Origin of the sequence: Streptomyces buecherae, from assembly GCF_014295035.1 — a bacterium.
Classification (GTDB): Bacteria; Actinomycetota; Actinomycetes; order Streptomycetales; family Streptomycetaceae; genus Streptomyces; species Streptomyces youssoufiensis.
The window spans coordinates 4,045,706-4,063,002 of the sequence record NZ_CP060404.1; the positions used below are offsets into that span (position 1 = coordinate 4,045,706).

A 17,297-nucleotide genomic window follows, 5' to 3' on the forward strand; every position below is an offset into this window, starting at 1 on the left:
GGGTGCCGGTTCCGTGCGGACCATGGGGTGTGCTGGACGGCCGATAGCCTGAGCGAGGACCGAAGAACGCGAGGTTGGCGCGCGATATGGTGTCAGATGTACGAGATGTCGGGATCGCAGGAAGTTGCAAAAAACGAGGTGGGGTCCCGGTAACGTCGCAGGTCAATTGCTCTCTGGTCCCCGCGTGCGGGGATGGCCCCACTCCGTGCGCCCGCATCGGGCCCGCCATGGCCTCTGGTCCCCGCGTGCGGGGATGGCCCCACGTCGTCCCAGTTCAATGGTTCCGGCGGTTGCTCTGGTCCCCGCGTGCGGGGATGGCCCCCTCGACATCGACCACATGGTGCCCCTGGCCGACTCTGGTCCCCGCGTGCGGGGATGGCGCCACTTCCAGCTCGACGGCTTTCCCCAGCTCGTCTTCTGTCCCCGGAGGGTGGCTGCTCGCCAGTCCCCGCGCGCCACTGCGACTTCCATCGGGCGCCGCGCCTCACATGGTCCTATCCCGATGCGCTCGCTGTCTGTCATGCCAGCCGTCGATGGCGGTGACGCGAGCCAACGCTGCTTGGTGTTCGTCCTCCGACACGACACCGTGCTCCACTTCGAGGCGTGCGGCCAGCTCGCGCAGTCGGTTCATGTCGTCCTGGTGAGCAGCGGCGGCAGCGATGTAGTCGGTCACCCCGCGCGCGCCGGGGCGTAGTTCGATCGATGCCACCGACTCTTCCGGCACGGTGATGGTGATCTTTCGAGCAGCCATACGTTGAGGATGCCATGTGATGTCGAGCTTGCAATCGGCGTAAGACATACACGTACCGGCGACACAGAGAGAGCTGATGCATCACAGCACGTGGAGGATGCGTCGGGCTCGGAAGCTCGCGGGAGAGGCGGTGGGATACGACCAGGAGTACGTCGACGCGCGACTGGCCGGCGATCTTGGGCAGACAGTCTACGACCGTCGCATCGAGCTTGGCCTTTCCCAGGCGGACCTGGCGGAGCGCGCCGGGATGACTCAGCCGCAGATCTCCCGAATGGAGGGTGGCGACACGGTGCCGACTCTTCCGTTGCTGCGGCGCTTGGCCAAGGCCCTAGACGGCACTCTGAACCTGACCATCGACGCGGGTGACTCGTCTGTCACGTTCACCCCGCACGCCGCCTGAACTGGGGCAAGCAGGCCGTCGGTCACGAACCCCCGAAAGGGTGCCTACGCGAGTCCATAGCTGCTGCTCCCCTTGCGCACCACAGCTCGCGAGCCGAAGAGACCAACGCTTTGCGAGCGGGAACGAAACATTGCCGGGCGGTGCCCGACGCTGCCACGCGGCGCTGCTCCCTCGGGGCGCAATGGCACCGGCGGCGTCACTTGATCCGCTTATGCCGCCCCGCACCGGACCGTCCGCTCACGCGCTGCTCACACGCCGCCGATCGCCGGGCAGCGCGCAGGGTCACACCTGACCGAGGTCGATCTCCACCGGGAAGGGGGCTACGACCTTGAGGACGCCGGTGAACACGTCTCCTTCCCGGTAGGTCTTCGTCGCCGGGTCGAGAACGTACGTGTACACGAGAGGAACGCCGGTCGCGGCCTGCTCGATCCGCCAGTAGAAGCCGATGCCTGCCTTGGCGTACTGGTCGGCCTTCACGATCCGGTCAGTGGTCTCCGAGCCCGGCGACACCACCTCCGCGACCAGCAGCACGTGCTCAGGGCGAGTGGGGGCGATGTCGATCGTGTCCGCGCGGTACACGACGACGTCCGGGCGGCGATTGGTGAGCGGGACGTCCTGGAGCCGGACGTCGAAGTCCGTGTCGGCGTTCCACTCCGGGGCCGCGGCGGCGTCCAGGGCGTTGGCGAGAATGCGCGCCAGCCGGTTGTGCCGCTTGGACGCACCCGGCCCCGCGACGACCATCCCGTCCACGATCTCGATGCCGGCGCACCGCTCTGCGGACCAGGACTCGTACTCCTCCGCAGTGATCTGCTCACGCATCTACGCCGGGGCCGCCCTCTCGGCTGTCGCCATCAAACCCCTCCCGGACACTGTGCTGCGAGGGCGCTTCCGCCGGCCTCAGCGTACTTTCCGCCGCCCGCCCGGCACGCGTACCCGCTTTCGCGCCTGCCCCGTCGGCCGCCGTCCGACCAGCGCGCCCGCGGCAAGCGTGGGGAATCGACGCTGATCCGTGGTCGCCATTGGAGAGATCAGCTCCCGCCCGCTCACGCGAACAGGTCCGGAGGGGGACCGAGGCAGGATGGAGCGCATTTCTGGGGAGAAACCCCGAGGTCAGCGGCGTACGCGCGGTATCCCAGCAGGTCTCGAACCTGCGAGCACCGCTTTAGGAGAGCGGGTGTCCCACCTCCCCCGCACGGCGGCCACCGGCCCACCGCTCACACCAGCAAGCTCCGAAACCGCGCGTTGCTCGGCTCGGCGTCGCGTTCGCCGACCGTGGCGATCCAGTGGCGGCAGACGACGTTGACGAACGTCTCCACGGCCGCTGGCTCGGCGGAACGCCAGGCCGCGAAATCGGCGAGCCAGGCGCGGGCGGCCTCCGGGGTGTGGCCGCATTCCATGAGGCGTACGGCCGTGTACGCGACGTCGATCCAGGCGGGACCGAGCGCGGGCATGGCCCAGTCCACGATGTACGCGACGCCGCTCGTCGCCTCGATCATGAGGTTGTGCGGGTTGGTGTCCGTGTGCAGCAGATACGGTCCGCCAAGGGCCTCCGCCTCGTCGGGGCGGAGGTGCGCGGCGAACCGTTCGGTGAAGCGGGGCAGGGGGAGTCGCGGAGGCGGGGCCTCCTGGACGCGCTGGAGGGTGGACGCCACCGCCGGCAGGTCCCGGGACGCCGGGCCCAGGTTTGCGTGCGCGCCGCGGACGTACGCGAAGGCGAGGCAGTGCCAGCCCTCGCACTCGAAGCTGTGCCGGATTCCCGGCCCCACCCCCAGTTCGCTGACGAGGGAGTTGACCTGCTGTTCCTGGAGGAGTCCGGCCCGGTCCGCGTGGCTTGAGGTGCGTACGCCCTTGAGGAAGACCGATTCACCGCGCTGGGTGTCGAGGACGAGGGCCAGGGAGCAGTTGAGGCCCTCGGGCACCTCTTCGGTACGGGTGATGCGGCCTGTACGCGCCTCGATCGCGCGTTTCAGGACGGCGGGTAGGTCGGCCCACCGCACACGTTCGGTCATCGTGTTCCGATCACTTGCCGGGGCAGGGGCACCGGCCGGACGTTCCCGTGCCCCTACCGTCCTTGGAGTGGACTGGTCAGTACCGCTCGCCTGCTAACGCGCTCAGTTCTGGGTGGCGCCGCACTTGCGGCAGCGGGTCTTGCCGCTCCAACCGATCCAGTCGTGATCACATTCGCTCAAGGTGTGCCACATGCCCAATTCCCCTTCTCCTGGCCTTACTTTACGGACCGGCTAGCCCCTCCCCGCGAGGGTCGCTGACGCCGTTGGTTGGTGGCTGGCGTTCCGTCGGTGCCGTTTGACTATCGCTCGTCGACCGTTACAGATCGACTTCTTTCCTTGTCCTTCCCCATTTCGACCGCCTACCGCACGGATGTCGCACATCCGGTTGTGAGTGTTGCCGACTGCCGCCGGAGGGCTCGACGTTGCGTAACCGGCCACTTCCGGAGTGTTCCCCGGCAGCCCTCCCGACTCTGCCTCCGAAGCGCCGGCCGGCCAACGCGGCTCGCGGTGCGGCCACTTCGCGCCTTTGCGCGCCGGGCGCGCCTTCGCCGGGGTTCGGGTTGCCGCGCCGGGGCGGCGCACGCCCCCTCGCTTGGCCTCCGCGCCTGGAGGGATTGGCCGGTGCCGGCCTGGGCTGCTGCGTCGCTCGCGGAGTACGCCGCTTACGGTCTGGCCGATAGCCTGGGGACCTGGCGGAGGGCGGCGCGGACGGTGAGTGATTCATTCCCTATGCCCTTGGTGCCGGAATCTCGGGAAGTTGCAGGAAACGGGGCGGGCTCCGGGTAACGCCGCAGGTCAATCGCTCTGGTCCCCGCGCGCGCGGGGATGGCCCCCCTCTCTCTCGGGGGCGCCGGTCGGTGCCCTTCTGGTCCCCGCGCGCGCGGGGATGGCCCCGGCGCAATCGTCGGAGGGCAGATCAGGGGTGCCTGGTCCCCTCGCGGGGATAGTCCCGCCCAGAGAATGCTCTGGTCCCTGCGCGCGGGAAATGGAGCCCCCTGCCCTCCGTCCTCACGGGACCTCCCCGCCCCGGCCCACCACGAACGCCGGCGTCTTGCCCAGTGCCGCGCTCAGCGCGGTGGTGGTGCCGATCTCGTCGGCAAGGTCACCCGCGTTGGCCCAGCGGCGTTCGTGCTGGCAGTCGTGGGGGCACGGGGAGGTGCTGTGGTCGGTCACGTGGACGTCGTCGCCGTCGGTCCAGCCGCCGTCCACGATGATGACCAACTGCTCCGGCGCGTTGCCCGCAGCCGGGCGCTGGTCCAGGGTGAGGGCGCGGTGCACGGTCGGCAGCTCAAGGCCGAGGGCGTACGCCGCGCGCCCGGCCGCGGACATGATCCCCTCGCCGGCCCGCAACACCACACCCGGGAGCTGCCACGGCGTCCCCGTACTCCGCACCTGGAGCACGCGCGGCCAGCCGTACGAGAGGTCGGCCGGAGCGGACGGGTCGCGGGGCCGCCACACCAGTACGTTGACGCGTACCTCGCGCCGGCTCATGCCGCGCCACCCGCGTCCGCGTCCCCGTCCCCGTCCCCGTCCCCGTCCACCCTCGCGCTCGCCTGGGCGGTGGCCAGGCCGAAGCCGCACTCCTCGGGCGCCTTCCCGTTGGTGGTCAGCACGCCGGACACGTCCGCGCCGTCCGACCAGAAGAAGCTGCCCGGACCCATCAGGGCGTCGAGGGCCAGTTGCATGCGGTGCGGGTTGGGCAACAGGAGCTGAGCGTCGAGCCCCTGTGGGTCGAACAGCGCCAGCTCGTAGGCATGTTGGAACTCCGCGTCCGTTGCCCGCTCCCAGACCGTGTCGGGGTTGGCCAGCGGGCCGCGCGCGAGGAAGAACCGCAGGACGGCACCCTCCGACGTACGTACCTCGTGCTCACCCGTGAGCACGAGGCGCATGCGCTCACCGGTGTTCACCGCGCCGCCTCCTCGTCCCGGTGGTCGCGGAGGCGGTGCTCGTGCAGCGCTTCGACGGCCTTGCGGCGCTGCGTCGCGTCACGCAGGGCCGCGGCCCGCTCCGCCACGATCCACATCGCCCGGCACGTGGCGCAGGAACGGGGCGCGTCCTGCCGTGCCTCGCGCTCGTGTGTGTCGACGAGCGCTTCGAGGGTGTTGGTTTCGGCAGGCCGGTGTTCGGGGTGGCCGGTGGGCTCGGGGGAGGCGGTTGTCACCGGGCACTCCCCTCCTGCTTGCTCTGCCAGTTCGACCATGGGCGCATGGCGGCCATTTGCCTTTCGTCAATGTCGCTAACCTCCGGACGTTCACCGCGTCACAGGGGTTCTTGCATGCGCCCATGCTTCGACATAGCGCGATCACACGGGAGTTGACGTCGCTTGACTACTCTGGAGAGCACGACCGGTCAACCCTCAGAGGTTCACGATGCGTGAGTTCGCCGATCTTGCCCGCACCGCCCTTCACGAGAGCGGATATTCGATAAAGGCCGCCGCGCGGGCCACGAAGTACGACATCTCCTACCTCTCCCGCGTTCTCAACGGGAAGCAGAAGCCGTCGGTCAAACTCGCGCAATCGCTGGACGCCCTTGTGGGGGCCGGAGGCGAACTAGCCGCTGTCGTCATGAAGCCCGCCGACCCGACGAACCAGCCACTACGTCAAGACCTGCCCGACCTCGATGAGGCGCAGGGCGAGGACTTCGTGCTCGCCATCCGAAATATCTCTCAACGCCTGATCACTCTCGACAACGAGGTGCGTGGGCTGCCTATCGCAGGGCTGGCCGCCTGTTCGTTCAAGGTGGTGCACCGGCGCCTGGGAGAGGGCGAATACGCGCTGAGGTACGAGCGTGACATCCAGTCCGCGGCTGCGGAACTGGCGGAGATCGCTGGTTGGGCCCTGTTCAACAACGAAGGCCAGTTCGACGCTGCCCGACGGTTCAGCCAAGAGGCTCTGTTCCTCGCTGGCCTCTGCGGCGACCGCTCCACGGAACTGATCACCCTCCAGAACCTCGGAATGATCGCAGGGTGGGCCGGCCGCCCGCGAGAGGAGTTGGCCATTGCCCGATCGGTCTTGCGTCGTGGACGGTTGACCCCGCGCGTCGAAGCAGTGTTTCGAGCCCGAGAGGGTCAGGGCCTCGCTGGCACGGGCGACCCGACGAGCGCCGCACGCGCCTTCGACCGGGCTCGTGCCCTGTTGCAGGAGAGTTCTCCGCGAAGCGAACCGCACTGGGCCTGGTGGATCTCGCTCAGTGAAATCGACCGTCAACAAGGACGTATGCAGCACGAGACCGGGCAGTGGATCGATTCCATTCCGACGCTCGAACGAGCCACGGAGAGGCACCCTGGAACCCAGGTCGGATACGAGAACGTCGCGTCCGTCCGCCTCCTCGACAGCCTGGTCGCCGTCAAGTCGTGGCGGGCAGCCGAAGAAGAGGCCGCCAAACTGATTCCCACTATCAGTGAGACATCATCCGGCGTAACCCTCACGATCTTGAGGCAGGCAACCCGCCGAGGAAAGAGAATGAGTGCCGCTCCCAACGGCCTGCGGGACGCCCTCGATCGAATTGACATGGCTCTAAACGCCGATCCCTACGAGCTGTGACGGCGAAAGCGCTGGCTGCATGGGCCCGTGCCGCGCGAGCCGGAGTCCCGGTCGCTCATCGTTGAGACGTTGGCACGGCGGCTGGGGCGGGCCCTGACTCTGGCCGACGCGGGCTTCCCTCAGCCGGAGGATAGTGCGCACAGGCGTACGGGTAGTGATGTGGTGGGCGACTTCGTCGGACTCGGGAGGGTGCACGTGGACTCGTCGCGGCGTCGCGTCGTGGGCGTGGGGCTCTTCTCCGTTGCGCTCGCCATCCCCGGCTGGTCGGATGTGGTCGGGCGCGCGTATGCGCTCCAGAGTGACCCGCTCGCGCGGATCGGTCAGGCTGAAGTCGATTCGGTTATTGCCATCACCGATTGGCTGAGCGAGATCGATCACACCTTCGGTGGGCACCATGCGCGGCCGATGGCGAATGCGTTTCTCACTGAGACGGTAGCGCCGTATCTGCGGGCGACCGCGCCAGAGCATGTACGGAAATCCATGCTGACGGCTGCCGCCATGGCGTGCTATCTCACCGGGTGGATGGCCATGGACGAGGGGCTGCACGGGCTCGCGCAGCGGTATCACGTCAAGGGACTTGAGCTTGCGGGTGCCGCAAACAACCGGACCACGTACGGTCACATCCTTCGCGGGATGAGTGTCCACGCTGCGCAGATGGGCCACGGCCCGGCCGCCACCCAGTGCGCGAACGCTGCGGCGGATTCCATCCCGTCACCCGGTCCACGCATGAAGGCCTTTGTCGCCGGCCAGCAAGCACACGGATACGCGCTAGTCAGTTCCAGCCGCCCGGCCTTGCAGAGTCTGCGCGAGACCGAGCGGTCGCTCGACAAGGTGACGAGTGGACCAGGCGATACATTCGGGGGTTTCAGCTACGCCACCCTCGCGTACGCAACGGCACAAGTGCGTTATGCACTGGGCGATGTAAAGGGCAGCGTTCAGTCGCTCGAAGAACACTTCAAGCTCCGCGACAAGACGGACAGTCGTCGTTCAGGGATGATCTTCGGCGGCCTGATGGCGGAGCGGCAGCTCGAACTCGGCCACCTCGATGCCGCGTGCGCCACGTGGGGCCGGATTTTCACGAAGTACCCAGCGACGTACTCGGACCGAGCGGCCGAACGCGTGCGCGTAGCGAAGCGGCTGCTGACCCCGCACCTCGCCCATCCTCAAGCCCGCCAAACCTACGAACGGGCTCGTGCTCTCCTGGCGCAGAAGAGCGCGACACGGCCGCCAGTTTGATTCACCTCGTCACCGCGCCAAGGAATCACCCGTGACCACACCCCCCGACCACCTCACCACCGAACGCATCCGCGAGATCACCTCATACGTCGATATCGACGCGCCCCCGCCGGACGAACTCCCCGTCGCCCTCTTCGTCTTCGGGTCCAATCAGTTGAAGCCCGCCGAGATCGCGGTCGAGCGCTATCACCGGGGGACGGCGCCTCTGATCATCCTGACCGGGGGTGTTAATCGGCACAACGGAGTGGTCGAGGCGCGGGCGTCTCGCGGGCTGCTTCTTGAACGCGGCGTGCCCGAGAGTGCCATCCGGTACGAGGACGCCTCCGTCAACACCTGGCAGAACGTCGAGTTCGCGTTGCCCTATCTGCGCGAGGCGCTGGGGTCCGGGCTCAGGGTCGCGGCCGTCGGCAAGTGGTACCACCGGCGTGCCCTGCACTGCCTCACCACCCTCGTACCGGACATCGGACCGTTCCACGCCATCTCGTGGGAGTCCTCCTACGAGGGGCAGGCCGTGACCCGTACCAACTGGCCGCGTGTCCCGATCGGGCGGCGGCGGGTGGTGCGGGAGTGGGAGGAGTGCCCTCGGCGGGTGGGCGACGGCAGTTTTCGGGACGCACGGCGCGGGGGCGATGGAGCCTGGCGAAGCTGACCGGCTCGGGCTGAGGGGCCCCGGCCGCCCCGCCTGTCCTCTGCCGCCGGCTCGTCGGCGCGGTGCCGATCCGGGGCCGGGGCCGGGGCCAGGGCCAGGGCCAGGGCCAGGAGCCCGCCAACTCCCCTGCCGAGGCTCGGGTTCCGGTGCCAGACTCACCGTATGGACATGGGGCGTGAGTCGCGTTGGGAGAAGGACGCCATGACGGTGGAGATCGGGTTCGCCTTGGCGTCCGCCGCCGTGCTGGCCGGAGCGGTCTTCGCCGTCGTCTTCGGGCTCACGTTCGTCTTGGGGCTCTCCGGTCTGGCGGCCAAGGGGATGGTGAAGGGCGGTGCCTTCCTCGGAGTGGTGGGCGGGGTCTGGCGGGTGGTGTGGGTGCTGTCCCGGTTCGACGCGCAGCGGCGGCAGGGCCGCTGACCGCGAGACCGCCCCTCCTCGCGGGTGGCTACCCGAGCCGACCGTCACTCGTCACGGTTGGTCGTCCGGGGCCCGCAGCCCCACCGACGTGAGGAAGCCGTCGAGCAGGGTGATCTGGACGTCGCGGGGGAAGTGGGCGGGGTCGAACAGCGCCTGGACGACGAGGCCGTGGGTGAAGGCGACGGCGCTGGCGGCGAGGTGGTGCGGGTCGGCTGTGGGGGGAAGTTCGCCGAGGGTGCGGGCGGCTTCGAGGTGGGGGTGGAGGGTTGAGCGCAGCCGGGTGTAGCGGGCGGCCTGGGCCACGGCCAGGTCCTCGTCGGCGAGGGAGAGGTCCCAGGAGCTGACCCAGACGCGGTTGCGGGCGGTGTCGTCCGGGGTCAGCGGGAGGATGTCCAGGAGCATGGCGCGCACGGTGGCCAGGCCCGGGGCGGGGTGCGGGCGGCGGGGGCGGTCGGCGGTGCGCGACTCCAGCAGGTCCAGGGCGTGCGTGAGCAGGGCCCGCTTGGTCGGGAAGTAGTGCATCAGCATCCCGGTCGAGACCCCCATCGCCGCGGCGACGGCCCGCAGCGTCAGGCCGCCGAAGCCCTTCTCGGCGAGCACGCGCCACACGGCCTCGGACACTTCCTTGCGGCGGGCTTCACGATCTCCGGGTGCGGGCGGCATACTGCCAGCTTACGTACCGAACGCTTGTTACGCACGCTGCTCGCGCGGCCCGTAACGCACGCAGAAGGCGAGGCCCGCATGTTCTCCCTGCCGCTCGGCGATCACGCCCGACTCCGGCCCCTGGAGCCCTGGCAGGCGCAGGAGTTCCTGGCCCACATGGACCGCGCCCGCGCCACCGTGGACCCGTGGATACCGTGGGCGACGTTCAGCACCGACCTGGAGTCGGCCACGGCAACCCTCCAGCGGTACGCCGACCGCCTGGCCGCTGACGGCGGCCGGATCTACGGCATGTGGCTGGACGACACGCTGGTCGGCGGCGTCATGTTCACCCGCTTCGAGAGCGCGACCGGGGTGTGTGAGGTCGGCTGCTGGGTGGAGCCGGCCGGGGAGGGGCGGGGGCTGGTGACCCGGGCCTGTCGGGCGTTGGTCGACTGGGCGATCCGGGAGCGCGAGATGAGCCGCGTGGAGTGGTTCGTCACGCCGGGCAACGCGCGCAGCATCGAGGTCGCGCGCCGGCTGGGCATGCGCCGCGACGGCGTACTGCGCCAGCGGTACCCGTACCGGGGCGTACGGCACGACAGCGAGGTCTGGTCGGTGCTGGCCGAGGAGTGGCCGCCGCGCGAGGGGGCGGGTCGGGACAGTGGCGGCGTACAGGCCGAGTTGGACCGGCTGATGGGCGCGTTCGTCGGCGCCTTCGACAACACCGGCGAGCGGCGGCCGGACCTCGGGGTCATTCGCGACCTGTTCGTTCCGCAGGGGCGGATCATCGCGAACGTCGGGGACGAGCCCGTGTTCTACGACCTCGACGCCTTCATCGAGCCCCGGCAGAGGATGCTCACGGACGGGACGCTGACGGAGTTCCGCGAGTGGGAGGTCAGCGAGCGGACCGAGGTCTTCGGCTCGGTCGCGCAGCGGTTCAGCCACTACCGCAAGTCCGGCTACCACCACGGCACGTGGTTCGAGGGCGCGGGCCACAAGACCACCCAGTTCCTGCGGACGCCGTCGGGGTGGCGGATGTCCTCGCTGGCCTGGGACGACGAGCCCGCCGTGGTGGGCGCGGGTGGTGGCGGCGACAGCGACGGCGCGTGATCGGGCGGGCGGGCCGTGGCGGGTGGCGGCGGGCCACCCCCACGCCGCCGGCTGCCCCCGTGCCGCCGCCGGCTATCCCCGTACCGCCGGCCGGCTACCCCCGCGCCGCCGGCTGCCAGTCCTCGGCCAGGAGGCCGAGCAGTACCTCGTCCAGGAACTCGCCGAGGACCCAGGACGAGGAGCGCAGCACGGCCTCGCGGACGAAGCCGTTGCGTTCGGCGGAGCGCAGCATGGGGGTGTTGTCGGCCAGGGTGTCGATCTGGAGGCGGTGCAGGCCGCGTACGACGAAGCCGTAGTGGCACAGCACCGCGACCACGTCGGTGCCGTAGCCCTTGCCACGGGCGGAGGGCAGCAGGCCCACCCCGAGGTGGGCTGAGCGGTGGTGGGTGTCGGTGCCCCAGAGCGTCGCGACGCCGATCAGCGTGCCGCCGGCCAACTCGACCACGGAGAACGGGACGCGGCCCGGCTCGGGATCGTCCTCGGCGAACGGCAACGTCGGGGAGCCGGGCGTGATCGGCCGCCACGCCCGACCGCCCGCCCGCGAGGCGTTGGCCACGTCGTCGTGGAGTTCACCGTGCAGTACGGGGATGTCCTCCGCGTGCCGGGCCCGGAGCCCGACCTTGCCGCCTCGTAACATGCGAGCTTCTTATCCGACGTATCTGGCCGGCGACAATTCCTTTTGGGGACGGTCAGGGTGCCCTGGGGACAGTCAGGGTGCCGGGGGACGGATCAAGGGGCCGGGTGGTGGTCGGGGACGGCGCCCAGTTCGATGCCGTGTTCCAGGAGGGCCTTCATGGCGCACAGCGCCGTCGTGAACCCGCCGACCGTGTCGTTCAACCAGCGGGTCAGCTCCTCCTCCGAGCCCCGGAACCCCACCTCGCTGACCTCGACGAACGTGGCCCCCGCCGGGCGCGGCGTGAATGTCAGCTCCACCGTGGTCGGCCGCTCGGGGTCGCCCCACTCGAACCGGATCAGCTCCCCCTGCCGCACCTCGCCCACCCGGACGTCGACCGTCGCCCCGTAGGTCTCCCACTCCCAGCGCAGCTCGGCCCCCGGGACCATCGGTCCGCTGCTCCGGCTGTACCAGAAGCGGGAGGTCACGGCCGGGTCGGCGAAGGCGCGGAACGCCTCGTCGGCGGGCTTGCGGACGATCATGCAGGCGTACGCGGCGGGCCCCTGGGCGGGGTGGTGGCTGTCCATGGGAGCGATCTTGCACGGGTGGCGTACGCGGGGCCGGAATGCCGCGCCGGTCGCGCGAGTTGGTGGGAAGCATGAAAGCCATTGGGGTGGAGGAGTTCGGCGGTCCGGACACGCTGCGCGCGCTGGAGCTGCCCGAGCCGCAGGCGGGGCCGGGTGAGGTGCGGATTCGGGTGCACGCGGCGGCCGTGAACCCGACCGACGTGATGCTGCGGACCGGCGGCCATGCCGTGCGGATGCCGGGGCGCCGGCCACCGTTCGTGCCCGGGATGGACGCCGCTGGCGTGATCGACCAGCTCGGGCCCGGGGCCGACGGGCGGCTTTCGGTGGGTCAACGGGTGATAGCGCTGGTGCTGTTCGTCGGGCCGCGCGGCGGGGCGTACGCCGAGCAGATCGTGGTGCCCGCCGCTTCGGTGGTGCCGGCGCCCGAGGGGGCGAGCTTCGCGGAGGCGTCCACCCTGCTGATGAACGCCATGACCGCGCGGCTCGCCCTGGACGCGGTGGCCGTGCCGGCCGGTGGGACCGTGGCCGTGACGGGGGCGGCCGGGGCCGTGGGCGGGTACGCGGTCGAGTTGGCGACGACCGACGGGCTGACCGTGATCGCGGACGCGGCGGCGCGCGACGTCGAGCGGGTGCGCGGGTTCGGCGCCGACCACATCGTGGAGCGCGGCGCCGAGATGGCCGCCCGCGTCCGCACGCTGGTGCCGGACGGCGTGCCCGGCCTGGTGGACGGCTCGAACCAGACCACCGAGGTCGTACCCGCCGTCGCCGACGGCGGCGCGCTGGCCTCGCTGCGCGGCTGGGCGGGCCCGGCCGAGCGTGGCGTCAGCGTGCACCCGGTGATGGTGGCGGACGCCCTCACCGACACCGAGCGGCTCGACGCGCTGAGCCGCCAGGCCGCGGACGGCGTGCTGTCGCTGCACGTGGCCGACGTGCTGCCGGCCGACGAGGCGGCCAAGGCGCACCGGTTGCTGGAGGCGGGCGGGGTACGGGGTCGGTTGGTGCTGGACTTCTCCTGAGGGTTCTCTGACGGGGGCAGGGGGCGGCGGGGTCGTGCCCACCGCCCGGGTGCGGCCCCGCGACCAGCGGCGTCAGGTCGGCCAACCGTCCGCAGCGGCCGTCGCCTTGGCGAACTCTGCGAAGGTGCGCGGCGGACGGCCGAGGGCGCGGTGGACGCCGTCGGAGAGGTAGGCGTCCGTGTTGTTCCGCAGCGGCTCCAGCACGTGCGCGAAGGCTTCGGCGTCGGCGAGCGGCAGGCCGTGTTGGACGAGTTCGCCGACGTAGTGGTCGGTGGTGATCGGGACGTAGCGGATGGCGCGGCCGGTGGCCTCGCTGATCGTGGCGGCCACCTCCGTCAGGGTGAGCGCGGCCGGCCCGGACAGCTCGTAGGTCTGGCCCGCGTGTCCGTCCTCGGTCAGCGCGGCGGTCACCACCGCCGCGATGTCCTCGGCGTCCACGAAGCTGGCGGCTCCGTCGCCGGCGGGCAACCGCAGTTCGCCGGCGCGGACGCCGTCGGCGAAGAAGCCCTCGCTGAAGTTCTGCGCGAACCAGCCCGGCCTGCTGATCGTCCACTCCAGGCCGCTCTCGCGCACGGCGGCCTCGCTGTCGAGGACGCCGTCCAGGACGCCGTTGCTGTCCGTCGCGTAGTCGGGGTTGTCGATGCCGCGACCGGAGGCCAGGACGACGCGCCGGACCCCGTGTTCGGCGGCCCGCTCCAGGAAGGGGCGGACGAGCTTGGTGCCGTCCAGTTGCACGACGTACACGGCGCGCACGCCTCGCAGGGCGGCGTCCCAGGTGGTGTGGTCGGTCCAGTCGAAGGGGTGCTCGCCGGTACGGGCCGCCGCGCGGACCGGGTGGCCCTGGGCGCGGAGTCGGGCGGCGACGCGGCGGCCGGACTTGCCGGTGGCGCCGGTGACGAGGATGGGGTGCTGTTCGGACATGGCTCCAGTCAAGCGCCGGGGCCTGAGACGTTCCATGGCTGGTAAGCGCCAGTCGATGTCTGAGCGTCTACGTACCGCCTACACTGCCGCCATGGACGCCGTATCGGAGCTGTTGGGACAGGTGCGGGCGCGGGGGGCCGTGTTCCGGCAGACGATCATGCGTCCGCCGTGGGCGCTGCGGATGGCCAGCGGCGCCCCGCTGACGCTGGCCATGATGGCGCGCGGCCGGGCGTGGATCGTGCCCGAGCGGGGCGAGCCGGTGGCCATCGGCGTGGGCGACATCGCGGTGGTGCGCGGCGACGCGCCGTACACGGTGGCCGACGATCCCGCGACCGCCCCCGCGCATGTGGTGACCAGCGCCGACTACTGCCCGACGGCCGCTGGCATCGAGCCCGCCGGTGGGCGCGCGGGCGGCACCTGCGAGCTGCCGGGCGCGTGGCGGAGCGAGGCGGCTGCGGGTGTGGGTGCGGGTGGTGCGGGTGCGGGTGTGGATGAGGGTGGTGTGGGTGTGGGTGCGGGTGTGGAGGAGGTTGCTGGGGGCGTCGGGGGCCCGGGCCGCGCCGATGTCGTCGGGGGCGCGGCTCCGGTGCTGGTCAGTGGGGCCTTTGAGGGGCGGGGCGAGTTGAGCGAGCGGCTGTTGCGGGCGTTGCCGGCGGTGCTGGTGGTGCCGGCGGACGGCGGGCCGTACCCGTCGGTGGAGGTGGTGGCCGACGAGGTCGCCCGTAACCGGCCGGGGCAGCAACTCGTCCTCGACCGGACGCTGGACCTGCTGCTGGTCGCCGCGTTGCGCAGGTGGTTTGACGACCCGGGCGCCGGCGCCCCCGCCTGGTGCCGGGCGCTGGACGACCCGCTGGTGGGTGGCGCGCTGCGGCTGCTGCACGAGGCGCCGGAGCGGCCCTGGACGGTGGCGGACCTGGCGGCCGAGGTCGGCGTCTCGCGGGCCGCGCTCGCCCGGCGGTTCACCGCGCTGGTGGGCGAGCCGCCGATGGCCTACCTGGCGGGCTGGCGCGTCGCCCTCGCCGCCGACCTGCTGCGGGAGAGCGACCAGACGGTGGACGCGATCGCGCGCCGGGTGGGGTACGCCAACGCCTTCGCGCTGAGCGTGGCGTTCAAGCGGCTCCGGGGCACCCGGCCCAGCGACCACCGCGACCCGCCGCCGGCCTGGCGGGCGACGGCCGGGGCGGGGGCTGGTCGATCCCGGAGGGTCGAGATCGGGGGCTGATCCCGGAGGGTCGAGGTCGAGGGTTGGTTCTGGGGGTCGGGGCGGGTGCCGGCTGACGCGCCGGGTCGGGTGCTGGTTTCGGGAAGCCGGGCCGGGTGGGGGCTGGTTCCGGGGGCCGGGGCGGGGTTGGTTTCGGGGGCCGGCGGGCCCGGGGCGCGGCGCGCTGGGCGGCCCGCCCTGGCGGGGCGGGCCGCGTGCGCTTCCCCCGGGGGCGACGAGGGGGCGGGGTGGTCAGCCCCGCCGTCGCCCGCCCGGAGCCGCGCGGTCCGGGTACGAACCGGCGGCGCGGGGTCGCGGGTTAGCGGACGGACGGCGCCGGGGCCGAGGCCGGCGGCACCGGACGCGGGCTGTCGGGCTGGCCCGGGACGGCCGGGGCCGGGCGCGGGCTGCTCTGGTCGCCGGGCTCCAGGACCTCCGGGGCGGGGCGCGGGGCCGAGGGCCGGCCCGGGGCGTCCTGCGGCGCGGGCCTCGTGACCTCGCCCGGGGTGCCCGGCTTGGCCGGGGCCGGGGCCGGCGTACCGGGCTTCGGCGTACCCGGCTCGGCCGGGGCCGGCGCCGGCGTGCCCGGCTTCGGCGGCACGGGCGCGGGCCGCGTGACCTCGGTCGGCGGGGTGTCCGGCGCCGAGTTGGCCGGCTTCGGGGCGGGCTTCGGACCGGAGTCGGCGCTCGCGACGGTGGCCCAGCCCCCCGCGGCCACGGCACCGCTGGCGGCGATGGAGAGGATCAGGCGGCGGGTGCGGCCCTTGAGTAGGCGCTTGGTCATGGTGACTCCTCGTAGATGCGGGGCCGGAGGCGTCCGGCCGTGCGCGGGGCCGCCGATCCCCCGGGCGGATCACGGCCTCGCGTGAGAGGAGTACGGGGGCGTGCGCCGGCGGGTTGCACGGCGGGCGCGGAAATCTTTTTCGGGCCGGCGTGCAACCTCCGCCCGCCCCGCCCCGTATGGAAGAGGGGACGGCGCGATGCGGGTGGTGGGAGGCGGCGGGTGAGGGAAGCAGTCCGGGAGCGCGAGTTCCGGGAGTACGCCGAGGCGCGCCAGGCGCACCTGCGGCGCAACGCCTACCTGCTCTGCGGGGACTGGCACCTCGCCCAGGACCTGACCCAGACCACGCTGATGAAGCTGTACGCGGCCTGGGGCCGGGTGCGCCGGGACGGCAACGTGGACGCGTACGCGCGCACCATCCTCACCCGGACCTTCATCGACCAGCACCGCAAGGGGCGGTGGCGCGAGGAGGCCGTGGAGGAGGTGCCGGAGGCGCCCGAGGCCGAGGCCGACGCGCCGGAGTTGCGGTTGGTGATGCGGTCCGCGCTGATGGAGCTTCCGCCGCGGTACCGGGCGGTGCTCGTACTGCGGTTCTGGGAGGACTGGAGCGTGGAGCAGACGGCGGAGGCGTTGCGGGTGACCCCGGGTACGGTCAAGAGCCAGAGCGCGCGCGGGCTCAAGCGGCTGCGCGGGCTCGTCGAGGGCCTGGTGGGCGAGGGGAGCGGGCGGTGAGTCGGGACCGGGACGCGGGCGGCGCGCACGAGGGCGCCGAACTCCGCCACGCCTTCGCGGAGATCCTGGACTCCGCCCAGGAACCGCCGCTGACCAGCGTGGTCGACACGGCCGTGGCGGGCGGGCGGCGGATGCGCCGCCGGCGGGTCGCCGCGTCGGCGGCCGGCGTCGTCGCGGTCGCGGCGCTCACGGTGGCCGCCGCCGTCGGGCTGCCCGGCACCGGGCCCGACCGTGACCAGCAGCCCCTGTCCCCGTCGGGCACCTCGCGGCCCGCCGCCACCTCACCGGTGCCCGAGCCCTCGCCGCCCACGCCGCCCACGGACGGGTCCCACCCCCAACCGCTCCCCACCGACCCCACCGACCCCACGACCCCGGGCACGCCGCCGGGCGCCGTGCACCCGCCCTCCGTCGCCACGCCCCGCACCCCGCCCGGCCCCCACTCGGACCCCGGCCCCGGCCCCGGCCCCGACCCCGGCTCCGGTCCCGAGGGCGTCGCGACGCCCGAGCGGCCGGGCACGCGGCCCGGGCCCTGATCAGGGCCCGGGTACGCGCGGGGTGGCGGTGCGGGACGGGTTCGGGACGGGTGCGGCCTGAGGGGACGGCCGAGCCGTACGGGACGTTGACGGCGGAGAGACATGGCATGACCATGTAAGAAACTCGACCCAGCGCCGCCCAACTCCACCCCCGCCC

General features: G+C 71.9%; 21 protein-coding genes. 10 read left to right on the forward strand and 11 right to left on the reverse strand.

All coding sequences use genetic code 11. The features are described from left to right. Positions 1–484 precede the first annotated feature (484 nt). Positions 485–751: a hypothetical protein gene (locus H7H31_RS15395; protein ID WP_187062393.1), complete on the reverse strand. Its 267-nt coding sequence runs from the start codon at positions 749–751 to the stop codon at positions 485–487. A 76-nt stretch (positions 752–827) separates the two neighbouring features. On the opposite strand from H7H31_RS15395, the gene H7H31_RS15400 reads away from it, so the two are divergent. After that, positions 828–1,151: a helix-turn-helix domain-containing protein gene (locus tag H7H31_RS15400; protein ID WP_187062394.1), complete on the forward strand. Its 324-nt coding sequence runs from the start codon at positions 828–830 to the stop codon at positions 1,149–1,151. Between the two features lie 282 nt (positions 1,152–1,433). On the opposite strand, the gene H7H31_RS15405 is transcribed toward H7H31_RS15400, so the two are convergent. The 5 genes from H7H31_RS15405 to H7H31_RS15425 form a co-directional block, all read right to left on the reverse strand. Further along, complete coding sequence (locus tag H7H31_RS15405; RefSeq protein ID WP_187062395.1) at positions 1,434–1,970, reverse strand: Uma2 family endonuclease; 537 nt, start codon at positions 1,968–1,970, stop codon at positions 1,434–1,436. A gap of 395 nt (positions 1,971–2,365) precedes the next feature. Continuing rightward, entirely contained in the window at positions 2,366–3,160 is a 795-nt protein-coding gene (locus H7H31_RS15410; RefSeq protein ID WP_187062396.1) for a phosphotransferase, read from the reverse strand. A gap of 1,008 nt (positions 3,161–4,168) precedes the next feature. Further along, positions 4,169–4,651 (reverse strand): NUDIX hydrolase, encoded by a 483-nt coding sequence (locus H7H31_RS15415; RefSeq protein WP_187062397.1) that lies wholly within the window; start codon positions 4,649–4,651, stop codon positions 4,169–4,171. Beyond that, positions 4,648–5,067 carry a hypothetical protein gene (locus tag H7H31_RS15420; RefSeq protein WP_187062398.1) on the reverse strand — a complete coding sequence of 140 codons (420 nt, stop codon included), beginning with the start codon at positions 5,065–5,067 and terminating at the stop codon, positions 4,648–4,650. Before H7H31_RS15420 ends, H7H31_RS15415 begins: the two co-directional genes overlap by 4 nt. Further along, positions 5,064–5,321, reverse strand: coding sequence for a hypothetical protein (locus H7H31_RS15425; RefSeq protein ID WP_187062399.1), 258 nt, complete (start codon positions 5,319–5,321; stop codon positions 5,064–5,066). The genes H7H31_RS15420 and H7H31_RS15425 overlap by 4 nt, the downstream gene beginning before the upstream one ends. A 208-nt stretch (positions 5,322–5,529) precedes the next feature. Between H7H31_RS15425 and H7H31_RS15430 the strand changes: the two genes are divergently transcribed. The 4 genes from H7H31_RS15430 to H7H31_RS15445 all read left to right on the forward strand — a co-directional run bounded on the left by H7H31_RS15430 (position 5,530) and on the right by H7H31_RS15445 (position 9,004). Then, on the forward strand, positions 5,530–6,702 hold the full coding sequence (locus H7H31_RS15430) for a helix-turn-helix domain-containing protein (protein WP_232109880.1): 1,173 nt from the start codon (positions 5,530–5,532) through the stop codon (positions 6,700–6,702). A 225-nt stretch (positions 6,703–6,927) separates the two neighbouring features. After that, positions 6,928–7,938: a tol-pal system YbgF family protein gene (locus H7H31_RS15435; RefSeq protein ID WP_187062400.1), complete on the forward strand. Its 1,011-nt coding sequence runs from the start codon at positions 6,928–6,930 to the stop codon at positions 7,936–7,938. Positions 7,939–7,969: 31 nt separating this feature from the next. Continuing rightward, positions 7,970–8,587: a YdcF family protein gene (locus tag H7H31_RS15440; RefSeq protein WP_187062401.1), complete on the forward strand. Its 618-nt coding sequence runs from the start codon at positions 7,970–7,972 to the stop codon at positions 8,585–8,587. A 162-nt stretch (positions 8,588–8,749) separates the two neighbouring features. Further along, positions 8,750–9,004: a DUF6332 family protein gene (locus tag H7H31_RS15445; protein ID WP_187062402.1), complete on the forward strand. Its 255-nt coding sequence runs from the start codon at positions 8,750–8,752 to the stop codon at positions 9,002–9,004. 51 nt (positions 9,005–9,055) lie between these two features. Here the strand turns inward: H7H31_RS15445 and H7H31_RS15450 are convergent, their stop codons facing one another. Further along, positions 9,056–9,667 carry a TetR/AcrR family transcriptional regulator gene (locus H7H31_RS15450; RefSeq protein ID WP_187062403.1) on the reverse strand — a complete coding sequence of 204 codons (612 nt, stop codon included), beginning with the start codon at positions 9,665–9,667 and terminating at the stop codon, positions 9,056–9,058. Positions 9,668–9,745: 78 nt separating this feature from the next. Here H7H31_RS15450 and H7H31_RS15455 point away from each other — a divergent pair, with 78 nt between their 5' ends. Further along, entirely contained in the window at positions 9,746–10,756 is a 1,011-nt protein-coding gene (locus tag H7H31_RS15455; protein WP_187062404.1) for a GNAT family N-acetyltransferase, read from the forward strand. A gap of 94 nt (positions 10,757–10,850) precedes the next feature. Here the strand turns inward: H7H31_RS15455 and H7H31_RS15460 are convergent, their stop codons facing one another. Beyond that, positions 10,851–11,393, reverse strand: coding sequence for a GNAT family N-acetyltransferase (locus H7H31_RS15460; RefSeq protein ID WP_187062405.1), 543 nt, complete (start codon positions 11,391–11,393; stop codon positions 10,851–10,853). Positions 11,394–11,485: 92 nt separating this feature from the next. Beyond that, positions 11,486–11,956 carry an SRPBCC family protein gene (locus tag H7H31_RS15465; RefSeq protein WP_187062406.1) on the reverse strand — a complete coding sequence of 157 codons (471 nt, stop codon included), beginning with the start codon at positions 11,954–11,956 and terminating at the stop codon, positions 11,486–11,488. Between the two features lie 71 nt (positions 11,957–12,027). On the opposite strand from H7H31_RS15465, the gene H7H31_RS15470 reads away from it, so the two are divergent. Continuing rightward, positions 12,028–12,972, forward strand: a complete 945-nt coding sequence (locus H7H31_RS15470; RefSeq protein ID WP_187062407.1) for an NADP-dependent oxidoreductase — start codon at positions 12,028–12,030, stop codon at positions 12,970–12,972. Between the two features lie 72 nt (positions 12,973–13,044). Here H7H31_RS15470 and H7H31_RS15475 read toward each other — a convergent pair whose 3' ends face one another. Continuing rightward, entirely contained in the window at positions 13,045–13,893 is an 849-nt protein-coding gene (locus tag H7H31_RS15475; protein ID WP_187062408.1) for an NmrA family NAD(P)-binding protein, read from the reverse strand. A gap of 91 nt (positions 13,894–13,984) precedes the next feature. Here H7H31_RS15475 and H7H31_RS15480 point away from each other — a divergent pair, with 91 nt between their 5' ends. Next, the gene (locus tag H7H31_RS15480) at positions 13,985–15,115 is read left to right on the forward strand and encodes an AraC family transcriptional regulator (protein ID WP_187062409.1); all 1,131 of its coding nucleotides are present in this window, start codon (positions 13,985–13,987) and stop codon (positions 15,113–15,115) included. Positions 15,116–15,413: 298 nt separating this feature from the next. On the opposite strand, the gene H7H31_RS34590 is transcribed toward H7H31_RS15480, so the two are convergent. Next, positions 15,414–15,878, reverse strand: a complete 465-nt coding sequence (locus H7H31_RS34590; RefSeq protein WP_187059641.1) for a hypothetical protein — start codon at positions 15,876–15,878, stop codon at positions 15,414–15,416. Between the two features lie 219 nt (positions 15,879–16,097). Here H7H31_RS34590 and H7H31_RS15490 point away from each other — a divergent pair, with 219 nt between their 5' ends. Next, entirely contained in the window at positions 16,098–16,607 is a 510-nt protein-coding gene (locus H7H31_RS15490; RefSeq protein WP_187059642.1) for a SigE family RNA polymerase sigma factor, read from the forward strand. Next, the gene (locus H7H31_RS15495) at positions 16,604–17,140 is read left to right on the forward strand and encodes a hypothetical protein (RefSeq protein WP_187117939.1); all 537 of its coding nucleotides are present in this window, start codon (positions 16,604–16,606) and stop codon (positions 17,138–17,140) included. The genes H7H31_RS15490 and H7H31_RS15495 overlap by 4 nt, the downstream gene beginning before the upstream one ends. The last annotated feature ends 157 nt before the right edge of the window (positions 17,141–17,297 follow it).